The organism is Sphingomonas sp. Leaf208, assembly GCF_001421415.1.
Lineage (GTDB): Bacteria > Pseudomonadota > Alphaproteobacteria > Sphingomonadales > Sphingomonadaceae > Sphingomonas.
The window spans coordinates 196,837-221,973 of the sequence record NZ_LMKH01000023.1; the positions used below are offsets into that span (position 1 = coordinate 196,837).

Sequence of the window (25,137 nt, forward strand, 5' to 3'; positions counted from 1 at the left end):
CCCATGGCCTCCATCCTCCTGACCGCGCCGATGCAGGGCTGGGCAACGCCGATCGACGAGGTGCCCGACGCGGTGTTCTCGGAGCGGATGCTGGGGGACGGCGTCGCGATCGATCCGACCGGCGACTGCCTCTACGCTCCCTGCGCCGGCACCGTGCTGACGCTGTTGCCGAGCGGCCACGCGATCACGCTCGCCACGCCCGAGGGTGCGGAGATCCTGATCCATATCGGGCTCGACACAGTCGCACTCGGTGGACGCGGGTTCAGCCCGTGCGTCGCGGTCGGCGATACGGTCCAGCGCGGTGCACCGCTGATCCGCTTCGACCTGGACCTGCTCGTGCGCGAGGCTCGCGCGGTCGTCACGCCGATCGTCGTCGTGAACCCCGACCGGTTCAGGATCGTCCACGCCGTCTCCAGCGAACTGGTAGCGGTCGGCGACCCGCTGATGACCCTGGAATCCAGTGATGCGGTCGCACGCCGCGAGACGAACCAGGACGGCACCACGCACGCACGGACGGTCGTAGTCCCTCTCCCGCACGGCATCCACGCCCGCCCGGCCGCGCGCCTTGCCGCTACCGGCAAGCGCTTCGACGCCGACGTGACGCTCGCATCCGGCGACAAGACCGCCAACGTCCGCAGCCCGATCGCCCTGCTCGCCCTGGCAATCCGCCACAACGAGACGATCATCGTGACTGCGGCAGGTGGAGACGCCGCGGCCGCGCTTGCCGCGATCTGCGACCTGATCGAGAGCGGCATGGACGAGCCCGCCGAAGCCCCCGTCCGCGCGCCCGCCGTCGCCCCCTCGCCAGCCCGCCCCGCAGTCGACGGCGCGCTGACCGGCGTCACCGCGGCACCCGGCGTGGCAATCGGCCGCGCTCGCTGGTTCCGTCCCGCCGACATCGTCGTCCCCGAACAGGGCGAAGGCATCGCCGTCGAGGAGGCACGCTTCGATGCGGCCGTCACCACGCTCTCGACCCGGTTCGCCGAGCGCGCCCGCACCGCAACCGGTCCCGAACGCGCGATCGTCGAGGCGCATGCGGCGATGCTCGACGATCCCCTGCTCCACGAGACGACGCGCGGCGGCATCGCCCGCGGCGAGAGCGCGGGTCATGCCTGGCGCAGCGCAATCCGTCCGCAGGCCGACGCGTTGCGCAACAGCACCGACCCGCGGCTCGCCGAGCGCGCCGACGACATGCTCGATCTCGAACGCCAGTTGCTCGCGCTGATCGCCGGCGTCGAGACCACGCCGCTGTCGTTCCCGCCCGAGACAATTTTGCTCGCGGACGACCTGCTGCCGTCGCACGTCCTGTCGCTCGACCGCGCGAACATCGTCGGCTTCTGCGTTGAGCGCGGCGGTCCGACCTCGCACGTCGCGATCCTCGCCGCGACGATGGGCCTCCCCGCGCTGGTCGCGATCGGGGCGCCGTTGAACTCTGTAACCGACGACACGCCCGTGATCCTGGACGCCGGCGAAGGCCTGTTGCGGATCGATCCGGACGCCGACACGCTCGTCGCCACGCAGGTCCGGATCGTCCAGGCACAGGTCCGCCGCACCGAAGCCCTCGCGCGGGCCGGCGAACCCTGCCGCATGGCCGACGGCACCCGGATCGAGGCGTTCGCCAATCTCGGCGCGCTCGGCGACGCGCGTATCGCGGTCGAGAACGGCGCGGAAGGCTCGGGCCTGTTGCGCACCGAATTCCTGTTCCTCGAACGCGATGCCGCGCCGACGGTCGCCGAACAGACCGCCGATTACCAGGCGATCGCCGACGCGCTCGACGGCCGCCCGCTGATCGTCCGGCTGCTCGACATCGGCGGCGACAAGCCCGCGCCGTATCTGCCGATGGCACCGGAAGAGAATCCCGCACTCGGCCTGCGCGGCATCCGCGTCGGCCTCGCGCACCCGCAGATCCTGGAGGATCAGGTCCGTGCGATCCTGTCGGTAAAACCCGCCGGGCAATGCCGGATCATGGTGCCGATGATCGCGAGCCTCGACGAACTGCGCGCCGTTCGCGCGGTGGTCGACCGCGTCGCCGCAGATATCGGCATCGGCGACCGCATGCCCGTCGGCGTGATGATCGAGACTCCCGCCGCCGCCGTTACCGCGGACCTGATTGCCGCAGAGGCCGATTTCCTGTCGGTCGGCACCAACGACCTCACGCAATACACGCTGGCGATGGACCGCGGTAACGCCGCCGTCGCGAGCGGAATCGACGGATTGCACCCCGCCGTCCTCCGGCTGATCGCGCAGACCTGCAAGGGCGGCGCGGTGCATGGCCGCTGGACCGGCGTGTGCGGCGGGCTCGCCTCCGACCCGCTCGCCGTCCCGATCCTGATCGGGCTCGGCGTCACCGAACTTTCGTCCGCGCCGGCCTTGGTGCCCGAGATCAAGGCGCTGGTCGCGACGCTGACGATGGAGGCGTGCCGCGCGCATGCCGCCGCCGCGCTGCAATGCGGATCCGCCGCCGACGTCCGCTCGCTCGCCCGGGAGTTCACCGCATGAAATCGATCCTCGAAGCCCTCCAGCCGCTTGGCCGCGCGCTGATGCTGCCGATCGCGGTGCTGCCGATCGCCGGCCTGCTGCTTCGCCTCGGCCAGCCGGACCTGCTCGACATCGCCTTCATCAGCGCGGCAGGCGACGCGATCTTCTCGCATCTTGGGCTGCTCTTTGCGATCGGCGTCGCCACCGGGTTCGCGCGCGACGGCAACGGTGCCGCGTGTCTCGCCGGCGTCGTCTGCTTCCTGGTCGCGACGGAGGCGGGCAAAGTCCTGATCACCGTCGCGCCCGAAGTATCCGCAGGGCTCACCGGCGTCTCCGCCGACCTCGCGATCGCGGCGTGGAAGGCCAAGGCGATGGCGCGGCTCGACGTGCCGATCGGCATCCTGTCGGGGCTCGCGGGCGGGACGCTCTACAATCGCTATTCGACGATCAAGCTGCCCGAATATCTCGCTTTCTTCGGTGGGCGCCGGTTCGTGCCGATCGTCAGCGGCGTGGCTGGCCTCGTGCTCGCGGCGGTGTTCGGCTTCGGCTTCTCGCTGCTGAGCCAGGGCGTCGACCAGTTGAGCGTCGCGATCACCGGCAGCGGTGCGGTCGGCGTGTTCGTGTTCGGGCTGCTCAACCGCCTGCTGCTCGTCACCGGGCTGCATCATCTGCTCAACAACATCGTCTGGTTCGTCGCCGGCGATTACCACGGCACCTCGGGCGACCTGCGCCGGTTCTTCGCGGGCGATCCGTCGGCCGGAATCTTCATGGCCGGCTTCTTCCCGGTGATGATGTTCGGCCTGCCCGCCGCGTGCCTCGCCATGTACCATTCCGCGAAGCCCGAGCGCCGGAAAGCGGTTGGCGGCATGCTGCTCAGCCTCGCGCTCACCTCCGCGCTGACCGGCGTCACCGAGCCGATCGAGTTCAGCTTCATGTTCCTCGCGCCCGTGCTCTACGCGGTGCACGCGGTGCTGACCGGCCTGTCGATGGCGTTGATGGACCTGCTCGGCGTCAAGATGGGCTTCGGTTTCTCGGCGGGGCTGCTCGATTACGTGCTGAACTTCGGCAAGGCGACGCGACCGCTCGTCCTGCTGCCGGTCGGCGCGGTGTATTTCGTGCTGTATTACGGGCTGTTCCGCTTCTTCATCCGCAAGTTCAACCTCGCGACGCCGGGGCGTGAAGCCGAGACCGTCGCCGCGGTGGCACCCCCCACGGCAGGCGGGCGCGGTGCGGCGTTCGCGCAGGCGCTCGGCGGCGGGGCGAATTTGACGACGGTAAGCGCCTGCACGACGCGGTTGCGGTTGATCGTCGTGGACCAGTCCGCGGTCGACGATGCCGCGCTGAAGGCTCTCGGCGCACGCGGTATCCTGCGCCCATCGAACTCCGCGCTTCAGGTGGTGCTCGGGCCGATCGCCGATGTCGTCTCGATGGAAATCCGCGATGCGTTGGCGCTGGGTGGTGATGTGGCGATCAAGCCTGCCGCGGCTGTCGCGGAGGATATGATCAGCCTGTCGTCCGCAACCGAGAGCGCGCTCGGCGGAGCGGCGAATGTCCGCAATGCCAGCCGCCACATCGGTCGTTTGCGCGTCGAGCTGAATGACGCCGGGCTAGCGGATGATGCAGGGCTAGCGAAACTCGGCGTTCGCGCGATCGCGCGGCCGGCACCCGATCAGGTGCATCTGCTCGCGACTGACGCCGTTCTGACGACGCTGGCCCGCTAGACTCTGATACTGATCCTCCCCCGCCAGGGGAAGGTGGCTGGCACTTGCCAGACGGAAGGGGGGGGTAACCGAAACGCCTGTTCCGTATCCTCCCCCTCCGTCACCTTCGGCGACACCTCCCCCTGGCGGGGGAGGATTGAGCAGCGTCAGCGCGCTGGCGGTTCCAGCGACACACGGCCAACGACACCCGAGACCCCCTCCGCGGCCGCTTCCACCACCAGCACGATCTGGCGCACGCCGCCGCCCGCGGGCAACGCTGCTTCCAGCGGCCCCGCCTCGACGCCGGTCTTCGACGCAAGCTGCCGGCCATCCACCCACAGCTCGGCCTTCCCCGCGATCGACGCGAAACGGATCATACCGCCCTCCGCACCGATACGTCGCCACGGCGTCACGCTAGCCCGATAAAGCCGCCAACGCCCCTCCGCCGCAGCTTGCACCGGCGTGCCACTCCGCACGAACGCCCAACTGTTATTATCGCCATCGATCGGCGCCAGCGCAGGATCGGGCCGCGCTGCGAACGCCGGCGAACGACGCCACTCCCGGATCGCCTGCCCGCCATAGGTCGCGGCCATCTGCGCCCGCGGTGCGATCGCCGCCCGGTCGATCACCAGCCGCGCCGGCTTCAATCCCGGCGCAGTCGCGGTCATCACGATCCGCCCCCGGCCCGTCCCCGCCTGCACGATCACCTGCGCCAGCCCGTTGAACAACGACCGCGCATTGCCCTTCTCCGGTTCGTGGCTGTTCGGGTCGCCATTACCGACACCGATGATCGCCGCGCCCTCGACCGAGAACTGCGTCGGCAGGTTCGCGGTCGGCACGTGACGCCCGGCGGCATCGATCGCGTCGATCGTCACCGGTTGCGTGTCCTCGTCGTCACCCGCCATCACCGTCCGCGCCCGGGTCAAGCGCAGCGCAACCGGCTTGCCGACGGTCTCGTGCGCGGCCGTCGCGACGACCTTGCCGCCGCGCATCGCGATCACCTCGATCCGCCCGGGCGTGTAGGGCACGCTGAACTCGTTGCCCATGATCCGGTCGACCGCCTGCTCGCCGACCTTCCGCCCATTGAGCCGCAACTCGACGCGCTCGGCATTGCTCATCACCAGCACGACGACCGGCTGCCCCTCGCGTCCCGGCCAAGTCCAGTGCGGCGTCAGGCTGACGACTGGCACGTCATCCACCCAGTGAGCACGATGAATATCGAACGCAGTCTTCGGGAACCCGCACAGATCGAGAATACCAAAGAAACTGGAGATCGTCGGCCATTCATGCGGCGTCGGTTCGCCGTGATAATCGAACCCAGTCCACACGAACCCACCCGCGACGAACGGGCGATCGGCGATCTTCTTCCACGTCGCGCGGTGCGTATCGCCCCAGCTCGCCGCCTCGACGTCGTAGGACGACTGGACATGCGCGGCCGGATCGCTCGCGAACGCGCCGCGCGTTTCATAGGCGCTGGTATCCTCCGAACTCGTCATCGGCTTGGTCGGGTTGAGCTGGTGAAACCGGTCGTAGTCGCCTTGATAATAGTTGAAGCCGACGACGTCGAAAATGCTCGACACGTTGATCGGATCGAAGAACGCGCCGTTCATCGCGCCCGTCACCGGGCGGCTGTCGTCGAGCGCATGCGCCGCGTGCGCCATCCGCCGCAGCATCTCGACGCCCGCCTCGGTGCCCTGCATCGGCTCCTCGTTGAACACCGACCACAGGATCACGCTCGGGTGGTTGCGATCGCGGCGGACCATCCATTCGAGCTGCGCCATGTAATCGGGCGCGGGATTGAACTGGCGGTTTTCGTCCATCACGACGAAGCCCATCGCGTCGCACAGGTCGAGCAGTTCGGCGGCCGGCGCGTTGTGCGAACAGCGGATCGCGTTGCAGCCCATCGCCTTCAGCCGCTCCAGCCGCCAGCGCAACAGCGCATCGGGAATCGCGGTACCGACCCCGGCATGATCCTGATGCAGGCATACGCCCTTCAGCTTCACCGACTTGTCGTTGAGCAGGAAGCCGCGGTCCGCATCGAACCGGATCGTGCGGAAGCCGACCGGGATACGCCGCTCGTCGACGATCGCCCCGTCGCGCAGGACATGCGTTACGACGGTATAGAGCGTGGGCGCCTCGATCGACCACGTGCGCGGTGCAGGCACGGCCAGCGTCATCGTCGCGGTCGCGTGCTCCAGAGGCAGGACCGTCGCGGTCGCCTGCGCCCCCGCCACGCGCTTGCCCTCGGGATCGAGCAGCGCGACGTCCACCGTCACGCCAACCGCCGCGCGATCGATACTGCCGAGCTTCACTTCGACCGGCACGCTCCAGGCACCACCCGCGGTGCGCCTCGGATCGCAGTGCACGCCGTCCGTCACGATCGCCACCGGCGCACGGCGGATCAGCCACGCATGGCGATAGATCCCCGCGCCCTCATACCACCAGCCCTCCATCGCCTGCGCATCGACGCGCACCGCGATCACGTTCAGGTCGTCGCCGAACCGCGCGAACGGCGTCAGGTCGATCTCGACGCTGTTATACGCCGACCAGTTGTGCGCGACGACGCTGCCGTTGACCCAGACCGTCGCGTTGGTCGCGATCCCGTCGAACTGCAGCCCGATCGTCTTGCCGCGGTCCGCCGGATCGAGCCGCAGCGTCCGCCGGTACCAGCCGATACCGCGTGCACGGAAGCCTTGCGAGATGCTTGCGGTCTTCACGAACGGCTGCGCGGAGGCCCAGTCATGCGGCAAGCGGACCGACTGCCAGTCGGAGTCGTCATACGCCATCGCCGCGGCGCCGAGTGCGTTGCCGGCCTTCACGCTCAGATACGTCGCGTTGTGGCCTTCGGGCGGTGGCGCGATCACGTCGCCCTCGTGGAACAGCCAGCCGCGCTCGATCAGCGTCCGCGACGGATCCTGCACCAGTGCGCGCGACGGCAAGGTCCGCGACGGCTGCGGCATGGGCAGCGCGCCGGCACTGCCCTGCGCCTTGACGCTAGCCGCGAACCCGGTCTCGATCGGCCCTACGACCAGAGAAGCACCGGCGCCCGCCGTGCCAACAAGAAGCTCACGTCGGTTCATCGGGCACTCTCGGTATTAAAGGTCAGATATCGGCGAGTTCGGCGACGAAATCGTACGCATCGCCGCGGTAATAGGAGCGCGTGAACTCCGCGGCCCGGCCATCGCGCAGGAAACCGCGGCGCTCGATCAGCAGACCGGCATGGCCCGCGTCGACGCCCAGCATCCGTGCATGCTCGCCACCGAACGGCACCGCGCGCAGGCGTTGCAGCGCGCGCACCGGGCGGCTCCCGGCGTTCTCGAGCGCGGTGTAGAGCGAGTCGTCGACCACCTCGACCGACGGCAGGCAATATCCCGCGATCGTCGAGAATTCGAGCGCCATCGCCTCTTCGTCGGCATAGCGTATGCGGTTGAAGCGGAACACTGCCGCCCCCGGCGACAACCCCAGCGCCATCGCCTCCTCCGGGTTCACCTGCCCCGCCGAGCGCGAAATCCAGCTGCTGCTCGACGTACGCCCGCGTGCCGCCATGTCCTCGCTGAACGACGACAGCTTCGAAAAGCTCTTCTCGACGCGCCCGGCGACGAACGTCCCCGCGCCGCGCCTGCGCGTGAGAAGCCCCTCCTCGACCAGTCCGCCGATCGCTTTCCGCACGGTGATCCGCGATACGTCGTACTCGATCGCGAGATCGCGCTCGGCCGGGATCGCATTGCCTTGTACCAACAGCTTCTCGCCGATCGCGTTGCGGATCAGTTCCTGCAACTGGAGGTAGAGCGGCGATGGATTTCCCTTGCGAAAGCGTCCGATGTCATCGGAAAACGCCATGTATTCCCCCTCCGACCGGCAGCTCAAAGCGAGCCTTGCCGCGTCCCTTATGGTAGCGTAGCCAAGGACCGCGTGGTGGGCAACCAGACTAAATCCATGGGCCATATTGGTATGTCTCCTGACCGCCCCACGTACAATCCGCTCTGAGAGCAGGACAAGCTTGCTGTCAAATGACGGGGTTGTGTCTGGACTTATATTGGTTACATTCCTCGACCAGCGGCCGTCAGGAGCCGATACAGGGAGCAGTCGACATGCGTGCAACCGCGAACCGAAATGCCGGGCGCTGGCTGACGGCGACGGCGCTGCTTCCCGCCGCTTTCTGCGCGATCCCGGCCCGGGCGCAGGACCGGCTGCCACTGGTACCGCAACCCTCGGCAATCACGCGTACCGCCGGCAGCTTCACGATCGCCAACGGTGCGACGATCTCAGCCGATCCTTCCGACACCGGTGCCGCCGCCGCAGCGCGCCTGCTCATCGCGCATGTTAAGGCCGAGCGCGGGCTCGCTCTCCAGACGTCGCCGAACGGCACGATCCGCTTCGTCCGGGATGCCGCGATCAAGAGCGCCGAGGCGTACCGGCTGACCGTCGACGCGTCCGGCGCGAAGATCACTGCGTCGGGCGACGCCGGGCTTCTCTACGGCGCGATGACGCTGGCCCAGCTCATCAGTCCCGATCGCGCGTTCGGCCAACCCGTGCGCATCCCGGCGGCCACGATCGACGACGCCCCCCGCTTCGGCTGGCGCGGGCTGATGATCGACACCGCACGGCATTTCCAGTCGCTGCCCTCGATCTACGCGATCGTCGACCAGATGGCGTCGGTTAAGCTCAACACGCTCCACCTCCATCTGTCGGACGATCAGGGCTGGCGGTTCGAGGTGAAGGCCTATCCCAAACTCACCGAGATCGGCAGCGTGCGGACCGGCCCCTCGACCGGCGAAGCACCCGGCACGCGCGTCGGCGGTTTCTACACGCAGGACGAACTGCGCAAGCTGGTCGCCTACGCCGCCGAACGCGGCATCGTCATCGTCCCCGAGATCGACCTGCCCGGCCATGCGCAGGCGCTCGTCGCGGCCTATCCCGAGCTCGGCGTGATCGGCGACACGCCGCAGGTCAGCAACGCATGGGGCGTCAACCCGTACCTTTTCAACCCCGGCCCCAAGGGCATCGCCTTCGTCAAGACGGTGCTCGACGAACTGATGGCGGTGTTCCCCGGCACCTATATCCATCTCGGCGGCGACGAGGCGGTCAAGGACCAGTGGGAACGCAGCCCCGAGGTGCAGGCGCAGATGGCCAAGCTCGGCATCAAGGACGAGAACGGCCTGCAAAGCTGGATGATCGACCAGTTCGGCACCTATCTGGCGAGCAAGAAGCGCCGCCTGATCGGCTGGGACGAGATCCTGGAGGGCGGCCTACCCGCATCCGCTTCGGTGATGTCGTGGCGCGGCGAGAAGGGCGCGGTCGATGCCGCCAACCAGAACCACGACGTCGTGCTGTCGCCCGCACCGACGCTGTATTTCGACAATTTGCAAAGCGATCGCCCCGACGAACCACCCGGCCGGCTCGCGGTCCAGTCACTCGCAACCGTCTACAATTACGAGCCGATGCCGGCGGGCATCTCGGCGGACAAGGCGCAGCACGTGCTCGGCGCGCAGGCCAATCTGTGGAGCGAATACATCGTCACGCCGTACCAGATGCAGCATCTGATCTTCCCGCGCGCCGCCGCACTCGCGGAGATCACCTGGTCGGGCAAGGACAAGCGCGATTTCGCTGGCTTCCTCGACCGGGTCCAGCCGCAGATCCAGCGCTGGCGCAAGTCGGGGCTGGAGGTCGCGGACAGTGCGTTCGCGGTCGGCTACACGCTCGACGGCACGCGCGGCGATGCGCTCCGCACCAACCGCGCGAACGTCGTCCTCGCCACGCAGGCGCCGTACGGCACGATCCGCTACACGCTCGACGGCAAAATGCCGACCGCGGGGTCGCCCGCCTACACCGCACCGCTGTCGGTGAAGCCCGGCGTGTCGATCCGCGCCGCCGCGTTCGATGCGAGTGGCCAGCCGGTCGCCGAACCCCGGCTGTTCGAGACCGGGCGACAGGCGCTGCTGACCCGCACCGCGTCCGACATGATCGCCTGCCCCGAGGGGTCGCTCGGCCTGCGCGTGCCGCTGACGTCGGAAGCGCAGGGCAATGCACCGGTGTTCAATGTCACCGTCTTCGACACCTGTACCGCTTACCCGGCCGCGCCGATGGATGTCGCCAAGGGGTTCACGATCGATATCGCCCGCCTGCCGCGCAACTGGGGCCTCGCGCACGACGTCACCAAGATCCGCCAGCACTACAACGTGACGCCGCATGGCGAGCTGATGGTGCTGGTCGGCTGCACCGTGACGGGCGCGAAACCGGTCATCGCCGGCACCTTTCCGCTGCCCGATCCGAAGACCGCGCCGACCCGCTTCAGCGTCAAGGGGATTTTGCCGACGATCGCCGGAGACCGCGACATCTGCCTCCAATTCACCTCCCCCACGTCCGACCCGTTCTACGCGGTCGAGCGCATGACCCTGTCGGAGACACGCTGATGCGTCGCTGGTTCGTCCTTCCCCTGATCGCGCTCGCCGCGCCCGCGTTCGCCTCGCCCAAGACCGTCGTGCCGCTCGACGGTGCATGGCAGGTGCGGATCGACCCCACTGACACCGCCGCGACCGCCGCGCACAAGCGCGAGGCCACGTGGCTGCCGGCGGCCGTCCCCGGATCGGTGCAGCAGGACCTGATCGCGGCGCACCGCGTGCCCGATCCGTTCAAGGGCACCAACGAGGCGGCGATCCAGTGGGCCGGGCTGACCAAATGGCAGTTCCGCCGCGTGTTCGACGTCACCCCGGCGATGATGCAGCGCAATCACCTCGACCTCGTGTTCGACGGTCTCGACACGTTCGCGACGGTCAGCGTCAACGGCACGGTGCTGCTGACCACCGACAACGCGCACCGGCGCTGGCGCGTGGATGCGCAGCCGGTGCTGAAGGTCGGACGCAACGAGGTGCTGGTGACGATCGCCTCGCCGATCCGCACCCTCCAGCCGATGGTGCTCGCCGAGAAGAACCCGCTGCCCGGCGAATATGACAGCGCGTTCGGCGACGAGCCCAAGGGCAAGCAGACCTCGCCCTACATCCGCAAACCCAAATACAATTATGGCTGGGACTGGGGTCCCCGCATCGTCAACACCGGCATCTGGCGGCCGGTCCGGCTGGAGATCTGGGACGACGCGCGGATCGACACGCTACGGGTCGATCAGGAGGCGCTGACTCCGACCGAAGCGCGGCTGTCCGCCAAGCTCGACGTCGCAGTCGAGACGCCCGGCGTCGCGACGATCCGCGCCGCGGTCACCGGGCCGGACGGCAAGACGATCTCGGTCGACCGGACGGTGACGCTCGTCAAAGGCAACAACGCGGTCTCGATCCCGCTGGCGATCGCCGACCCCAAGCGTTGGCAGCCGGTCGGCTACGGTGCGCAGCCGCTCTACACCGTCTCTGCATCGCTGGGCGGCGCGGAGCCGACGCCCGAGGACAGCGTGACCCAGCGGATCGGCCTGCGCACGGTCGAGCTGATCCGCAAGGACGGCAGTTTCGGGTTCAAGGTCAACGGCACGCCGATCTTCGCCAAGGGCGCGAACATCATCCCGTTCGACAGTTTCCCGGCGCGCGTCACGCCCGCCTATATGGAGACCATCCTGAAGGGCGCGCGCGACGCCAACATGAACATGGTTCGCATCTGGGGCGGCGGGACCTATCTGGACGACGCGTTCTACGACATCGCCGACCGGATGGGCCTGATGGTGTGGCAGGACTTCATGTTCGGCGGCAGCGTCACGCCGCCCGACGCCGCCTTCCGCGAGAACGTCCGGATCGAGGCCGAGGAACAGGTCGCGCGGATCGGATCGCATCCCTCCGTCGTGTTGTGGGCCGGCGGCAACGAGGTCCTGTCGGGCTGGGAAAACTGGTCCGACCGGAAAGCATTCAAGAAAGCGGTCGGTGCCGACGAGCAAGAGCGCATCGGCGCCGGCATGGCCGTGCTGTTCGACCGCGTCCTGCGCGAAGCCGTGACGCGCAACGCCCCCGGCACACCCTATTGGCCGGGCTCGCCTTCGACCAATTACGAGGGGCCGGTCGACACCGACAAGGACGGCGACCGCCACTTCTGGGACGTCTGGTCGGGCTCCAAGCCGGTCGAGAACTATCTCGACAGCTGCCCACGCTTCATGTCCGAATACGGCTTCCAGTCGATGCCCGACCTGTCGACGATCCGCGAATTCGCCGGCAAGGGCACGCTCACGGCGGACAGCCCGGTGATGAAGGCGCACCAGAAGTTCCTCGCCGGCGAAGGCAACGAGCGGCTGATGATGTACCTGCGCGATCGGTTGCGCCCCGCGCGCGACTTCGCCGATCTCGTCTACCTCACGCAGGTCAACCAGGCCGAGGCGATCCGCATTGCCGCCTCACATCACCGCGCCTGTCGCCCGGTGACGATGGGCTCGCTCTATTGGCAGCTCAACGACGTCTGGCCCTCGATCAGCTGGGCGAGCATCGATCATGCCGGCCGGTGGAAGCTCCTCAACTACGCCGCCCGGCGGTTCTTCGCACCCCAGGCGATCGTCGCCGAGCGGAAGGATGGCGCGACGCGTATCTCGCTGATCTCCGACGCGACCACGCTGGTCGACTCCCGCTGGCGGGTGCGGACGATGACGATGGACGGCAAGGTGTTGAAGGACACCACCGCCGCGCTGATGCTGGAGCCGCTCTCGTCGAGGCTGGTCGCGACGCTGTCCGACGACGCGCTGTTCGGGACCGCCGCACCGACCGGCAGCTACGCGGTCGCCGATATGCAGGTCGATAACGGCGGCACGAGCCGGGCGATCATCGAACGCGCCTTGCCCAAGGACATGGCGTACCCAGACCCTGGCCTCAGCGTTCGCTGGACCGGCAACGACGTGAAGATCACCGCGACCAACCTCGCCCGCGCGGTGATGCTCGATTTCGGCGCGGTCGCGGCCCAGCCCTCCGACGACGGCTTTGACCTGTTGCCGGGCGAGAGCGTCACCATCCATGTCGTCTCCGACGCCTCCGCCGCCACCTTGCAAAAAGCGCTTATCCTGAGGACCCTCGCCCGATGATCTGGCTCCTGCTCGCGTCCGCCGACCCGGTGGCAACCGCCGTCGCGCAAATGTCGCTCGAACAGAAAGCGGCGCAGTTGCAGAGCACCGTGCCCGCCGATCCGAAGGCCGGCCTGCCCGCGTATGACTGGTGGAACGAGGGGCTCCACGGCCTCGCGCGCAACGGCCACGCGACCGTCTTCCCACAGGCGATCGGCATGGCCGCGACCTGGGACACCGCGCTGGTCGCGAAGATCGGCGACGTCGTCGCGACCGAGGCGCGCGCACGCTTCAACGCGCAGGACGTCGGCGCGAACCGCAAGATCTACGAAGGGCTGACGATCTGGTCGCCCAACATCAACATCTTCCGGGATCCACGCTGGGGCCGCGGCCAGGAAACCTACGGCGAGGACCCGTATCTCACCGGCCGCCTCGGCGTCGCGTTCATCGGCGGGTTGCAGGGCCCCGACCCGCTCCACCCCAAGGTCATCGCCACCCCCAAGCATTTCGCGGTGCACAGCGGCCCCGAAGCTGGACGCGACAGCTTCGACGTCGATCCCAGCCCGTACGATCTCGAAGCGACCTACTTCCCCGCATTCCGGCTCGCCGTGACCGAGGGCAAGGCGCAGTCGCTGATGTGCGCGTACAACTCGATCCACGGCGTCCCCGCCTGCGCATCGTCGGCGTTGATGATCGACCGACTGCGGCGCGACTGGGGGTTCAAGGGCTTGACCGTGTCGGACTGCGACGCGGTATCGAACATCAGCCTCTACCACCATTACCGCCTCGACGCCGCGGGCGCCGCCGCCGCCGCGATCCGAGGCGGCACCGACCTCAATTGCGGCAGCGCCTACGCCGCCCTCCCCGCCGCGGTCCGCCAAGGCCTCGTCACCGAAGCCGAGGTCGACACCGCGTTGATCCGCGCGCTCGAAGCCCGCCGCGCGCTCGGCACAGTGTTCGGCGCGGCCAATCCGTGGCGCAGCATCGGCACCGACCAGGTCGACACCCCCGCCCACCGTGCGCTCGCGCTCGATGCGGCGCGGAAATCGATCGTCCTGCTCAAGAACGACGCGAACCGCCTGCCGTTGAAGCCCGGCAGTCGGATCGCGGTGATCGGCGCGGATGCCGACGACCTTGGCGTGCTGCAAGGCAATTACCACGGCACCGCGGTCGCGCCCGTCACCCCGCTGGAGGGCATCCGCAAGCAGTTCGGCGCCGCCAATGTCCGCTATGCGCAGGGCTCGTCGCTCGCCGACGGTGCCGCCGTGCCAGTCCCCGAAACCGTCTTCGCCGGCGGCCTGAAGACCGAGTATTTCGCCGCGCAGGCCGGCGTCGGCGCACCGACCCTGACGCGCACCGATCGCCACATCGACATCGACCACAACCGCGCCAGCCCCGCCCCCGGCCTCGCCAAGACCTTCGGCGTGCGCTGGACCGGAACCTTCACGCCCCCCGCCGCCGGCACCTATCCGCTCGTCGTCGACGTCCCCGCCTGCTGGAAGGATTGCGCGACGCACGACGCGGTCCGGCTCTGGATCGGCGACCGTCAGCTCTCCGCCGGCGAGGTCAAGAAAGGCCGCGTCGAGGTCACGCTCACCAGCGACGGCAAGCCCGTCCCGTTCCGCCTCGAACTCGATCACCGCAGCGACGACGAAGGCGTCCGCCTGCTCTGGAGCCCCCCCGCACAGCCGTTGCTCGACCAGGCGGTCGCCACCGCCCGCGATGCAGACGTCATCGTTGCCGTGATGGGCCTGTCGCCCGATCTCGAAGGCGAAGCACTCTCGGTCAGCGTCCCCGGCTTCGTCGGCGGCGACCGCACCGACATCGGCCTGCCTCCAGCGCAGGTCCGCCTTCTCGAAGCGCTGAAGGCGACCGGCAAGCCCATCGTCCTCGTCCTCACCAGCGGCAGCGCGGTCGCGGTCGATCCGTCATCGGCCGACGCGATCCTCGCCGCCTGGTATCCCGGCCAGGCCGGCGGCACCGCGATCGCCGAGACGCTGGCGGGGCTCAACAACCCGTCGGGCCGCCTCCCCGTCACCTTCTACAAGACCACCGGCGACCTCCCCGCGTTCACCGACTACACGATGAAGGAGCGCACCTACCGCTACTTCACCGGCACGCCGCTCTGGGGCTTCGGCCACGGCCTGAGCTACACCAACTTCGCCTACGCCGCGACCAAGCCCGCGCTCAGCGTCGCCGCGGGACAGCCGCTGACCGTTACCACCAAGCTGTCGAACGCAGGCAATCGTGCAGGCGAAGAAGTCGTCCAGGCCTATCTAGTCGCGCCCACAGCCAAGGCCGGTGGCCCAACCACCCCCGTCCTCCAGCGCCAGCTCGTCGGCTTCGGTCGCGTCGCGCTGAAACCCGGCCAGTCGCGCACCGTGCCGATCACGATCGATCCGCGATCGCTGAGCAGCGTCGCACGCGACGGCACACGGACGATCGTCCCCGGCGCCTACCGCCTCTATATCGGCGGCGGCCAGCCCGGCGACGGCGCGGGCCAATGGAGCGACCTGACGATCACCGGCACGACGGTGGAGCTGCCCAAGTGAGCGCCTCGACCATGGACCGCCGCACGCTTATGGCCCGCGGCGTCGCCGGTGGCCTGGCGCTCGTCGGCACGCCAGCGTTCGCCGCCCGCCCCTCGCTGCCGAGCAAGCGCCCCGCGCTCGCCGACCGCAACTTCACCAGCCGCTCGGTCGAACGCGAGATCGCGCGTGTCTCGGCCCGGATCGGCGACCCAAAACTCCGCTGGATGTTCGGCAACTGCTATCCGAACACGCTCGACACCACCGTCCGCATGTCGACCATCGACGGCGCGCCCGACGCGTTCGTCATCACCGGCGACATCCCCTGCCTCTGGCTCCGCGATAGCTCCGCGCAGCTTCGCCCCTATCTCCATCTCGTCCGCGAAGATCCGGCGCTACGCACGCTCTTCCGTGGCCTGATCGCACGCCAGTCGCGCTCGATCCTGATCGACCCCTACGCCAACGCGTTCATGGAAAGCCCGACTGCGAAGACCAATCTCAGTTGGGCCCTCAAAGATCAGACCGAGATGAAACCCGGCGTCGCGGAGCGCAAATGGGAGATCGACTCGCTCTGTTATCCAATGCGGCTCGCTTACGGCTATTGGCAGGCGACGCGCGACGCGACACCGTTCGATGCGACCTGGGCCGAGGCCGCCCGCGCCAGCATCCGCACCTACCGCGAGCAACAGCGCAAGGACGATCGCGGCCCTTACAGTTTCCTGCGATCCTCGAACCGCAACACCGAGACGATGGCACTCGAAGGCTGGGGCAACCCCGCCAAGCCCAACGGCCTGATCCAGTGCGGCTTCCGCCCCTCGGACGATGCCTGCGTCTACCCGTATCTGATTCCGTCCAACCTGTTCGCGGTCACCACCCTGCGCGAACTCGCAGTCGTCGCGAACGAAGCGCGTCACGACACCGCGCTCGCCGCCGACGCGACCGCGCTAGCGAACGAAGTCGAGGCGGCACTGGTCGCGCACGGCCGGATGCGCCTGCGCGACGGCAGCGAAGTCTGGGCTTTCGAAGTCGACGGCTTCGGCAACGCGGTCTTCATGGACGATGCCAACGTGCCGTCGCTTTCCGCGCTCGCGTACATGGGCTGCGTCCCCGCTACCGATCCGCTCTGGCGCCGCACGGCCGATGCAGCATGGAGCGACGCCAATCCCTATTTCTTCAAGGGCACCAAGGCCGAGGGGATCGGCGGACCGCATGTCGGGCTCGGCCAGATCTGGCCGATGTCGCTGATCGTCCGTGCGCTGGCGGGCGCCGACGATGCGACCGTCCGCGCGTGCCTGCGAATGCTGCGCGACACCGATGCCGACACCGGCTTCATCCACGAGGCGTTCGACCAGGACGATCCCGCCAAGTTCACGCGCTCCTGGTTCGCCTGGGCCAACGGGCTGTTCGGCGAACTGATCGTTCAGCTTGCGAACACCCGCCCCGCACTATTGGCGAGCGCACTATGAAGATCACCAGACGCGCCCTGCTCGGCTCCAGCGGTGCGCTGGCCCTCACCGGCGCGATCCCCGCCGCCGCACGGTCCGCAAAGGCAGCGCCCAACCTCTGGATCGGCACCGGCGGTGACGGCCATACCTATCCCGGTGCGACGATGCCGTTCGGAATGGTCCAGGTCAGCCCCGACACCGATACCGAGAATTGGGCGAACTGCTCAGGGTATCATCACGGCGACCCGACCATGATGGGCTTCTCGCACACGCACCTGTCCGGCACCGGCATCGCCGACCTGATGGACGTGCTGGTCGTCCCCGGCCGCGGCGCGGTGAAGCTGCTGCCTGGCGCCCCCGACAAGCCCGGCGATGGCTATCGCCAGACCTACACGCAGGAAGTCACCGAGCCCGGCTATTACGCCGTCACGCTCGGCAACGGCGTCCGCTCCGAACTGACCGCGGAAACGCGCGTCGGGTGGCAGCGTCACCACTTCCCCGCCGGCCCCGGCCACCTCCTGGTCGATCTCGGCAACTACCGCGACAGCCGCCCCGGCGAAGGTCCGCTGATCGACGAGAGCCGGATCGAGCTCGACACCGACGGCACGCTCACCGGCAGCCGCCGGACGTTCCGCTGGGCGAAGGGCCGCCGCATCCACTTCGCGATGCACGTGTCGCCAAAACCCGACCGGATCACGCTCTACGCCGACACGCAGAGCGTCAACGGCGCGATCGTCACCGCCGACCGCGTCCGCGCCGTGCTCCACTACGACAATGCCGGCGCCGCACCGATCGTCGTCCGCACCGCCGTCTCCGCCGTCGACATGGCCGGCGCGCGGACCAACCTCGCCGCGTCCTATTTCCGAGAGTTCGACGTCGCACGACGCCAGGCGATCCGCAACTGGGCCGACACGCTCAAGGTCGTGAAGGTCGAGGGCGGCACCGACGATGCCCGGATCATCATGACCACCGCGCTCTACCACGCGATGATCGCGCCGACGCTCTTCTCCGACGTCGACGGCCGCTATGTCGGGCTCGATCGCGAGGTCCACAGCGTCCCCGCCGGCGAGCAGGCCTACAGCACCTATTCGACCTGGGACACGTATCGCACGCTCCACCCGCTGCTGACTTTGGTCGCGCCCGACCGCGCGAAGTCGCTGGTCCGCGACCTGATCCGTCAGACGCAGCAAAGCGCATACGGCCCCCCCTGCTGGCCGCTCCAGGGGGTCGAGACCGGCACGATGATCGGCTGGCACTCGGTCGCGATCATGGCCGAGGCCGCGGCAAAGGGCATCGACGCCGACTATGCCGCGGCATGGCCCGCGATCCGAACCCGCGCGTTCGATCCCGCCGCCCACGACCTGGTCAACAGCCGCGCGCGCGGCACGTATATCGAGCGCGGCTATCTCCCCGCGGACGTTGTCGACGAGTCGGTCAGCCGGACTCAGGAATACGCCTATGACGACTGGGCAATGGCCACGCTCGCGCAGAAGGCCGGCGCGAAGGAAGACGCCGATCGCCTGCGTCTCCGCAGCCGCAACTACCGCAACGTGCTCGATCCCGCGATCGGCCTCGCCCGGCCAAAGCTTGCCGACGGCAGCTGGCTGACGCCCTACGACCCGATTCAGCTCGGTCACACCAAGCGCTACCGCGACTTCACCGAAGCCAATGGCTGGCAGACGACCTTCCTGAACCAGCACGACCTCTACGGCCAGATCGCGCACTTCGGCGGCGACGCGAAGTTCGCGAGCCGGCTCGATGCACTGTTCGCCGCCCCATCGACCCTGCCGAAGGACGCGCCGCCCGACATCTCCGGGCTGCTCGGCCAATATGCGCACGGCAACGAACCCGATCAGCACGTGCCCTATCTCTATGCCTATGTCGGACAGCCGTGGAAGACGCAGGCGCTGGTCCGCAAGCTGCTCGCCACGATGTACCGCAACGCGCCCGACGGGATCATCGGCAACGACGATTGCGGCCAGATGAGCGCGTGGTTCGTGATGTCCGCGCTCGGCTTCTACCCGGTCGATCCGGTCGCGGCGGTCTACGTGTTCGGCTCGCCGCTGTTCACCCACGCCGAGGTCCGCGTCGGCAAGGGTCGCAAGCTGGTCGTCGAAGCCCCCGGCAACCGCGCCGACACGCCCTACGTCGCGGCGGTCCAGTGGAACGGCAAGCCGTGGACGAAAAGCTGGATATCGCATGCCGATCTCGCGGCCGGCGGCACGCTCCGCTTCACGATGTCCGCCACGCCGAACCCTGCATTCGGCGCCAAGCTCGCCGACCGACCGCCCTCGTTCGGCCAGCCCGCTGCCTGAGCCTCTCCCGGAGACGATGATGACCGAAGTTTCCCGCCGCCTGCTGCTCGCCTCGGGTCTAGCCGCCACCGCCACGCCCGCGATCGGTGCCGGCCGCGAAACCGCGCCGAAGCCCTGGGGTGCGACACCCTCGAAGCGGCAACTCGCCTGGCACGCGCGCGAGCAATACGCGTTCGTCCATTTCTCGATCAACACCTTCACCGATCGCGAATGGGGCTATGGCGACGAGGATCCGAAGCTCTTCGACCCGACCGACTTCTCGCCCGACCAGATCGTCGCCGCGGCCAAGGCAGGCGGCATGCGCGGCATCATCCTGACCGCCAAGCATCATGACGGCTTCTGTCTCTGGCCGACGATGCTGACCGAACACTGCATCCGCAACAGCCCCTACAAGGACGGCAAGGGCGACATCGTCGGCGAGATGGAGCGCGCCACCCGTCGTGCCGGTCTCGATTTCGGCCTGTATCTCTCGCCCTGGGATCGCAACCACGCCGAATATGGCCGCCCCGCCTATGTCGAGTATTTCCGCAAGCAAGTGGTCGAGCTCTGCACGCGTTACGGCACGTTGTTCGAATTCTGGTTCGACGGCGCGAACGGCGGCGACGGCTATTACGGCGGCGCGCGCGACACGCGGAAGATCGACGCGCCGAAATACTATAACTGGCCGTCGATCGTCGCGCTGGTCCACCAGCATCAGCCGATGGCCTGCACCTTCGACCCGCTCGGCGCGGACCTGCGCTGGGTCGGGAACGAGGACGGCGTCGCCGGCGATCCGTGCTGGCCGACCATGCCGAACCATCCCTATGTCCAGTCCGAGGGCAATTCGGGCGTGCGCGGTGCGCCCCTCTGGTGGCCCGCCGAGACCGACGTCTCGATCCGGCCCGGCTGGTTCTATCACGCCGATGAGGATTCGAAGGTCAAGACGCCCGCCCGCCTGATCAAGCTCCACGACGAGTCGGTCGGTCGCGGCACCAACCTCAACCTCAACCTGCCGCCCGACCGCCGCGGTCGCCTCGCCGACATCGACGTCGAGACGCTGAAGTCGTTCGGCACGGCGCAGGCCGCGACCTTCGCCACCGATCTCGCAAAGGGTGCCGTCGCATCGGCCAACCACGTCCGCGGGAAGACCTATGCGGCAAGCACGGTGCTCGACGGCAACCGCGACACCTACTGGTCGACGCCCGACGCCGTCACCACGCCGACGCTGACGCTCGACCTCCCGCCGGGTCGCGCGTTCGACCTCATCCGCCTCCGCGAGTATCTCCCGCTCGGCATACGCGTCACCCGCTTCGCGATCGATGCGGAGATCAACGGACGATGGGAACAACTCGCCGAGCATTCGGGCATCGGCCCGCAACGCATCGTCCGCCTGGAATCGCCGATCGCCCCTCGCCGCCTCCGCCTGCGCATCCTCGAAGGCACCGCCTGCCCCGCGATCCGCGAAATCGCGCTGTTCCGCCAAGTCGCACCTGCTCCCGTCGCCCCGGTCCGGAACACGGACACGACCACGGTCGTCACCAGCCGCTGGTCGATCGTCACCGCCACTGCGCCGGGTGCCAAGGCGCTACTCGACGACGACGCCGCGACCGCCTGGACCCTGCCCGCGCCCGCCCCCGGCACGCCCGCCTCGGTCACGATCGACCTCGCCGCGACCGAGACGCTCGCCGGCTTCGTCCTGATTCCGTCGCGCGCGGTAATGGCAAAGACGGCCCCGCCGAAAGGCTACCGGGTCGAGGCGAGCACCGACGGCAAGACCTGGCAGGACATCGCCAAGGGCGAACTCCCCAACATCGCCTATGCGCTCGCCGCCCAGCGCATCGCGTTCGCCCGACCGACCACCGCGCGCTACCTGCGCTTCTCGTTCGCCGAAACCGCGATTCCCGCCCAACGACTGGCGATCGCAGGCCTCGGCGCGTTCAGGCCGAAACCAGGCGCATTGTAACGGGCATAGGTATATTCGCTGCCACCCTGCCGCCGCAGAAGGAGAATGTTGATGACCGCCTATGTCGTATTCGTGCGCAACGAAGTCACCGATGCCGAAGAGATGAAGCAGTACCAAGCAAAGGCACCCCTGGCCCGCGAAGGCCGCACGCTGAAGCCATTGGCGTTCTACGGTGCGGTCGAGACGCTCGAAGGTCAGGCTGTCGAGGGCGCCGTGATCCTCGAATTCCCGGACGTGGCCGAGGCGCATGCCTGGTATGACAGCCCGGCCTATCAGGACGCGTTGCAGCACCGCCTCAAGGGCGCCGACTACCGCGTGTTCGTGATCGAGGGCCTGCCCGGCTAACATAGGGCTAACTGATCCCCGGCTGGCGCGCCCAACCTGTACGCCAGCCGACAACCCCGTTCAGGAACGATGTCTCTCGATAGCCGTATCAACGGCGCATCCCGATTGTCGGGTTCGAGAGGACATCTCATGAAGTTTACGCATCTCATCGCTGCCGGGTTGGCCTTCGCGACACTCGGCCTCGGCGCCGCCGCTCCCGCAGAAGCACAGCGCGGGTACAGCCAGCAGTATCGCGACAACGATCATCGCGACGACCACCGCGACCATCGGGGCGACCGCCGCGACTATCGCCACAACGACCACCGCGGCGATCGTCATGACGACCGCCGCTATCGTGGCCGCGATCATGATCGTCGCAACTGGAACAACAACCGCCGCTGCCGCACCGAATGGCGCCACAACCGCCGCGTGCAGATCTGCCGCTGATAACTCTTGAAATCGAGTGGGCGGTGGCGCGATGCTGCCGCCCACTCTCGTTGTGACCTTTTAGAAGGATCCGGATCATGAAGCGTTTTCTCGGTACGGCTGCACTGATCGCCGCTACCTGCCTTTCCGCCGCCACCCCAGCGCTCGCGCAGTCGCAGGCCGATGACGCGCGCTTCGCCGCCGCCCAGTCGCGCCTCGACAGCGAATTGCAGATCTTCCGGACGGAATTTGATCGCTACCAGTCGGTCCGCGGCAACCGCGGCGGCTATGCGCCACAGGGTGGCTATCGCACCGCGCCAGATCGCAGCGGCGGCTATCAGGAAGCGTATCCAGACGAGCGCGACGAGGGTAACTACGACCCCTCGCGCTACTATCGCGCCGGCCCGAACTACCAGGAGCGCACGCTGGCGACCAACGACCGCGTCTATGCGGGCCAGGACGGCAAATATTACTGCAAGCGCAACGACGGCACGACCGGGCTGATCATCGGCGCAGCGGGCGGCGGCATCCTCGGCAACGTCATCGACGGCGGCCGTTCGCGGATCGTCGGCTCGCTGCTGGGTGCAGCAGCCGGTGGCCTCGCCGGGCGTGCAGTCGAGCAGAGCAACAGCCAGGTCCGCTGCCGCTAGGTTCAAGCCGCGAGCTAACTGTTCCCCCGCGAACGCGGGGGCCCAGGATCACAGGCGATACCGTTCGTGACCCTGGGCTCCCGCCTTCGCGGGAGAACGGCAGGGAGGGGCGGGAGACAGCAGGAGCCGCCGCCCCTACTCAGCCACCCCGACCAGCTTCTGCGTGAAATACGTCATCTGCAACGCCTGCAACCGAGCCCCCTGCTCGATATCCGCATCACCCGAATGGCCACCCTCCGTATCCTCATAATACAGATACGGCAGCCCATATTCCTTCAACCGCGCCGCGAACTTCCGCGCATGCTGCGGCCCGACCCGGTCATCCTTGGTCGTCGTCCAGATATACGGCTCCGGATACGCGACGCCCTTCTTGATGTTCTGATACGGCGAGATCGTCTCGAGGAAAGCCTTCTCCGCCGGCACCGTCACCGAGCCATATTCGTCGACCCAAGACGCCCCAGCCGCGATCCCCTCGTACCGGATCATGTCGAGCAACGGCACCTGGATCGTCACCGCCTTCCACAGGTCCGGATGCTGGTTGAACTCGACCCCCATCAGCAACCCGCCATTCGACCCGCCATAGATGCCGAGCTTGGCCGGACTCGTCAGCTTCCGCGCAAACAGGTCCTTCGCCACCGCCGCGAAGTCGTCATAGATCACCTGCCGCTTCGTCTTGCGCCCAGCGTCATGCCACTTGGGCCCGAACTCGCCACCGCCACGAATGTTGGCGAGCACATACGACCCGCCCCGCTCCAGCCACAGCTTGCCGGTGCTCCCGGAATAGCTCGGCGTCATTGACACCTGGAAACCGCCATACGCCGTCATGATCGTCGGCGTGGTGCCGTCGAGCGTGATGCCCTTCTTGTGGACCACAAAATACGGCACCTTCGTCCCGTCCGTGGACGTCGCCTCGAACTGCTCGACCACATCGTTCGACGCATCGAACTTCGCCGGCAGCGTCTTGATCGGCTTCGGCGCAGCGCCCGTCGCCGCATCCAGCGAATAGAGCGAGGTCGGCGTCAGGAACCCGGTCACCGTCAGATACGCATCGTCGCTACGATCGGTCGTGCTCGCCACGTCGATCGAGGCGTTGTCGGGCAGCGCGATCGGCTTGGCGGTCCAGCCCCCCGCCCCATGCGTGTAAACCGACGCACGACCACGGACGTTGTCCGACACGACCAGCAACAGCTTCGACTTGGTCAGCGCCATCCCGTCGACCGACTGGCGCGGCCCCGGTGCGAACACGATCGTCGGGTTGATCGTCCCCTTCTCGACTTCGGATAGCGGCGCCGACGCAACCGCCCCCTCGGGAATCTTGCCCCACGGATCGCTGGTCGAGAAGATCACCTGTCCGTCGATCATCCCCGCCGGAAACGTTCGATCGGGCAGCGCGAGCGGCCGCGTACCCGCCGGCGTCCACACCAGCTTGTCCGCACCGAAGAACGTCTTGCGCCGCTGGATCACGATCAGGCGATTACCCTTCTCGTCGGTCAGCACGTCCGCCCCGGTCGCCCCCTGGTCGGTCGCCGCGCCGCGATACACCTCGGTCGCGGCGGTCAGCGGCTGGCCGCGCTTCACCTGCTTCAACACGAACGCATAGCCCGACTGCGTCGTCGTCCCCGCGCCCCAGTCGCGCGCGACCAGCAGCGTATCATTGTCGACCCAGCTCGCATCCTGCTTCGACTTGGGAAGCGTGAAGCCGCCCTCGACGAACGCGCCGGTCGACAGGTCGAACTCGCGGTACGTCACCGCATCCTCGCCGCCCTCCGACAGCGCGACCAGACACAACCGCTCCTCGGGCTGGAGACACGTCGAACCCTTCCACACCCACTGTTTGCCCTCGGCCTTGCCCAGCGCATCGAGATCGAGCGCGGTCGTCCATTTCGGCGTCGCGCTCGCGTAATCGCCAGCACTCGTCCAGCGCCAAAGCCCATGCGGATGCTCGGCATCGCGCCAGAAATTATAGATCCGCCCGAACATCTGGTTCGGCATCGGAATCCGGTCCTTTGCCGACGCGATCGCTAGCGCCTCGGCATAGAAAGTCTTGTAGCGCGGATCGTTCTGCAGCCGCGGCAACGTCTTCGCATTCTCCGCCTCGACCCAGGCCAGCGGCTTCGCGCCATCCTTGTCCTCGAGCCAGATATACGGGTCGGCGGCGGTGTTCGTTTTGGTCATCGGTGCGACTTGGGCAATGGCTGCAGTCCCCGCAAGCAGTGTCGCCGCCGTCGCAAACAAGATACCACGCATATACAACTCCCTACCGTCACCCCGGGCTTGTTCCGGGGTCCACCGATCCGCATAACAAATCCTGTCGATTGTGCGGCACGGTGGTCCCCGGAACAAGTCCGGGGT

At 67.9% G+C, this 25,137-nt stretch carries 14 protein-coding genes; 11 read left to right on the forward strand and 3 right to left on the reverse strand.

The features are described 5' to 3' along the window. Positions 1 to 3: 3 nt before the first annotated feature. Together ptsP and nagE are read left to right on the forward strand one after the other, a co-directional pair. Positions 4 to 2,499, forward strand: coding sequence for a phosphoenolpyruvate--protein phosphotransferase (ptsP, locus tag ASE69_RS10920; protein WP_056486242.1), 2,496 nt, complete (start codon positions 4 to 6; stop codon positions 2,497 to 2,499). Next, positions 2,496 to 4,199, forward strand: a complete 1,704-nt coding sequence (gene nagE / locus ASE69_RS10925) for an N-acetylglucosamine-specific PTS transporter subunit IIBC (RefSeq protein ID WP_056486245.1) — start codon at positions 2,496 to 2,498, stop codon at positions 4,197 to 4,199. The genes ptsP and nagE overlap by 4 nt, the downstream gene beginning before the upstream one ends. A 146-nt stretch (positions 4,200 to 4,345) precedes the next feature. On the opposite strand, the gene galA is transcribed toward nagE, so the two are convergent. Continuing rightward, on the reverse strand, positions 4,346 to 7,258 hold the full coding sequence (gene galA / locus ASE69_RS10930) for a beta-galactosidase GalA (protein ID WP_056486248.1): 2,913 nt from the start codon (positions 7,256 to 7,258) through the stop codon (positions 4,346 to 4,348). A gap of 22 nt (positions 7,259 to 7,280) precedes the next feature. Then, complete coding sequence (locus ASE69_RS10935) at positions 7,281 to 8,018, reverse strand: GntR family transcriptional regulator (protein WP_056062350.1); 738 nt, start codon at positions 8,016 to 8,018, stop codon at positions 7,281 to 7,283. Positions 8,019 to 8,269: 251 nt separating this feature from the next. On the opposite strand from ASE69_RS10935, the gene ASE69_RS10940 reads away from it, so the two are divergent. The 9 genes from ASE69_RS10940 to ASE69_RS10980 all read left to right on the forward strand — a co-directional run bounded on the left by ASE69_RS10940 (position 8,270) and on the right by ASE69_RS10980 (position 22,785). After that, positions 8,270 to 10,591, forward strand: a complete 2,322-nt coding sequence (locus ASE69_RS10940; RefSeq protein WP_056486251.1) for a beta-N-acetylhexosaminidase — start codon at positions 8,270 to 8,272, stop codon at positions 10,589 to 10,591. After that, complete coding sequence (locus tag ASE69_RS10945) at positions 10,591 to 13,176, forward strand: beta-mannosidase (protein WP_056486255.1); 2,586 nt, start codon at positions 10,591 to 10,593, stop codon at positions 13,174 to 13,176. The genes ASE69_RS10940 and ASE69_RS10945 overlap by 1 nt, the downstream gene beginning before the upstream one ends. Further along, a complete protein-coding gene (locus ASE69_RS10950) occupies positions 13,173 to 15,707 on the forward strand; it encodes a glycoside hydrolase family 3 C-terminal domain-containing protein (protein ID WP_056486258.1) in 2,535 nt (844 codons plus the stop codon). The genes ASE69_RS10945 and ASE69_RS10950 overlap by 4 nt, the downstream gene beginning before the upstream one ends. A gap of 11 nt (positions 15,708 to 15,718) precedes the next feature. After that, a complete protein-coding gene (locus tag ASE69_RS10955) occupies positions 15,719 to 17,149 on the forward strand; it encodes a glycoside hydrolase family 125 protein (RefSeq protein WP_056487006.1) in 1,431 nt (476 codons plus the stop codon). Next, on the forward strand, positions 17,146 to 19,443 hold the full coding sequence (locus ASE69_RS10960; protein WP_056486261.1) for a GH92 family glycosyl hydrolase: 2,298 nt from the start codon (positions 17,146 to 17,148) through the stop codon (positions 19,441 to 19,443). Before ASE69_RS10955 ends, ASE69_RS10960 begins: the two co-directional genes overlap by 4 nt. A 19-nt stretch (positions 19,444 to 19,462) precedes the next feature. Further along, entirely contained in the window at positions 19,463 to 21,385 is a 1,923-nt protein-coding gene (locus ASE69_RS10965; protein ID WP_056487009.1) for an alpha-L-fucosidase, read from the forward strand. A 51-nt stretch (positions 21,386 to 21,436) separates the two neighbouring features. Beyond that, the gene (locus ASE69_RS10970) at positions 21,437 to 21,730 is read left to right on the forward strand and encodes a DUF1330 domain-containing protein (protein WP_056487012.1); all 294 of its coding nucleotides are present in this window, start codon (positions 21,437 to 21,439) and stop codon (positions 21,728 to 21,730) included. A gap of 129 nt (positions 21,731 to 21,859) precedes the next feature. Next, a complete protein-coding gene (locus tag ASE69_RS10975) occupies positions 21,860 to 22,156 on the forward strand; it encodes a hypothetical protein (RefSeq protein WP_056486264.1) in 297 nt (98 codons plus the stop codon). A gap of 77 nt (positions 22,157 to 22,233) precedes the next feature. Continuing rightward, a complete protein-coding gene (locus ASE69_RS10980; protein WP_056486267.1) occupies positions 22,234 to 22,785 on the forward strand; it encodes a glycine zipper 2TM domain-containing protein in 552 nt (183 codons plus the stop codon). 135 nt (positions 22,786 to 22,920) lie between these two features. Here the strand turns inward: ASE69_RS10980 and ASE69_RS10985 are convergent, their stop codons facing one another. Then, positions 22,921 to 25,032 carry a prolyl oligopeptidase family serine peptidase gene (locus ASE69_RS10985; RefSeq protein ID WP_056486270.1) on the reverse strand — a complete coding sequence of 704 codons (2,112 nt, stop codon included), beginning with the start codon at positions 25,030 to 25,032 and terminating at the stop codon, positions 22,921 to 22,923. Positions 25,033 to 25,137 lie beyond the last annotated feature (105 nt).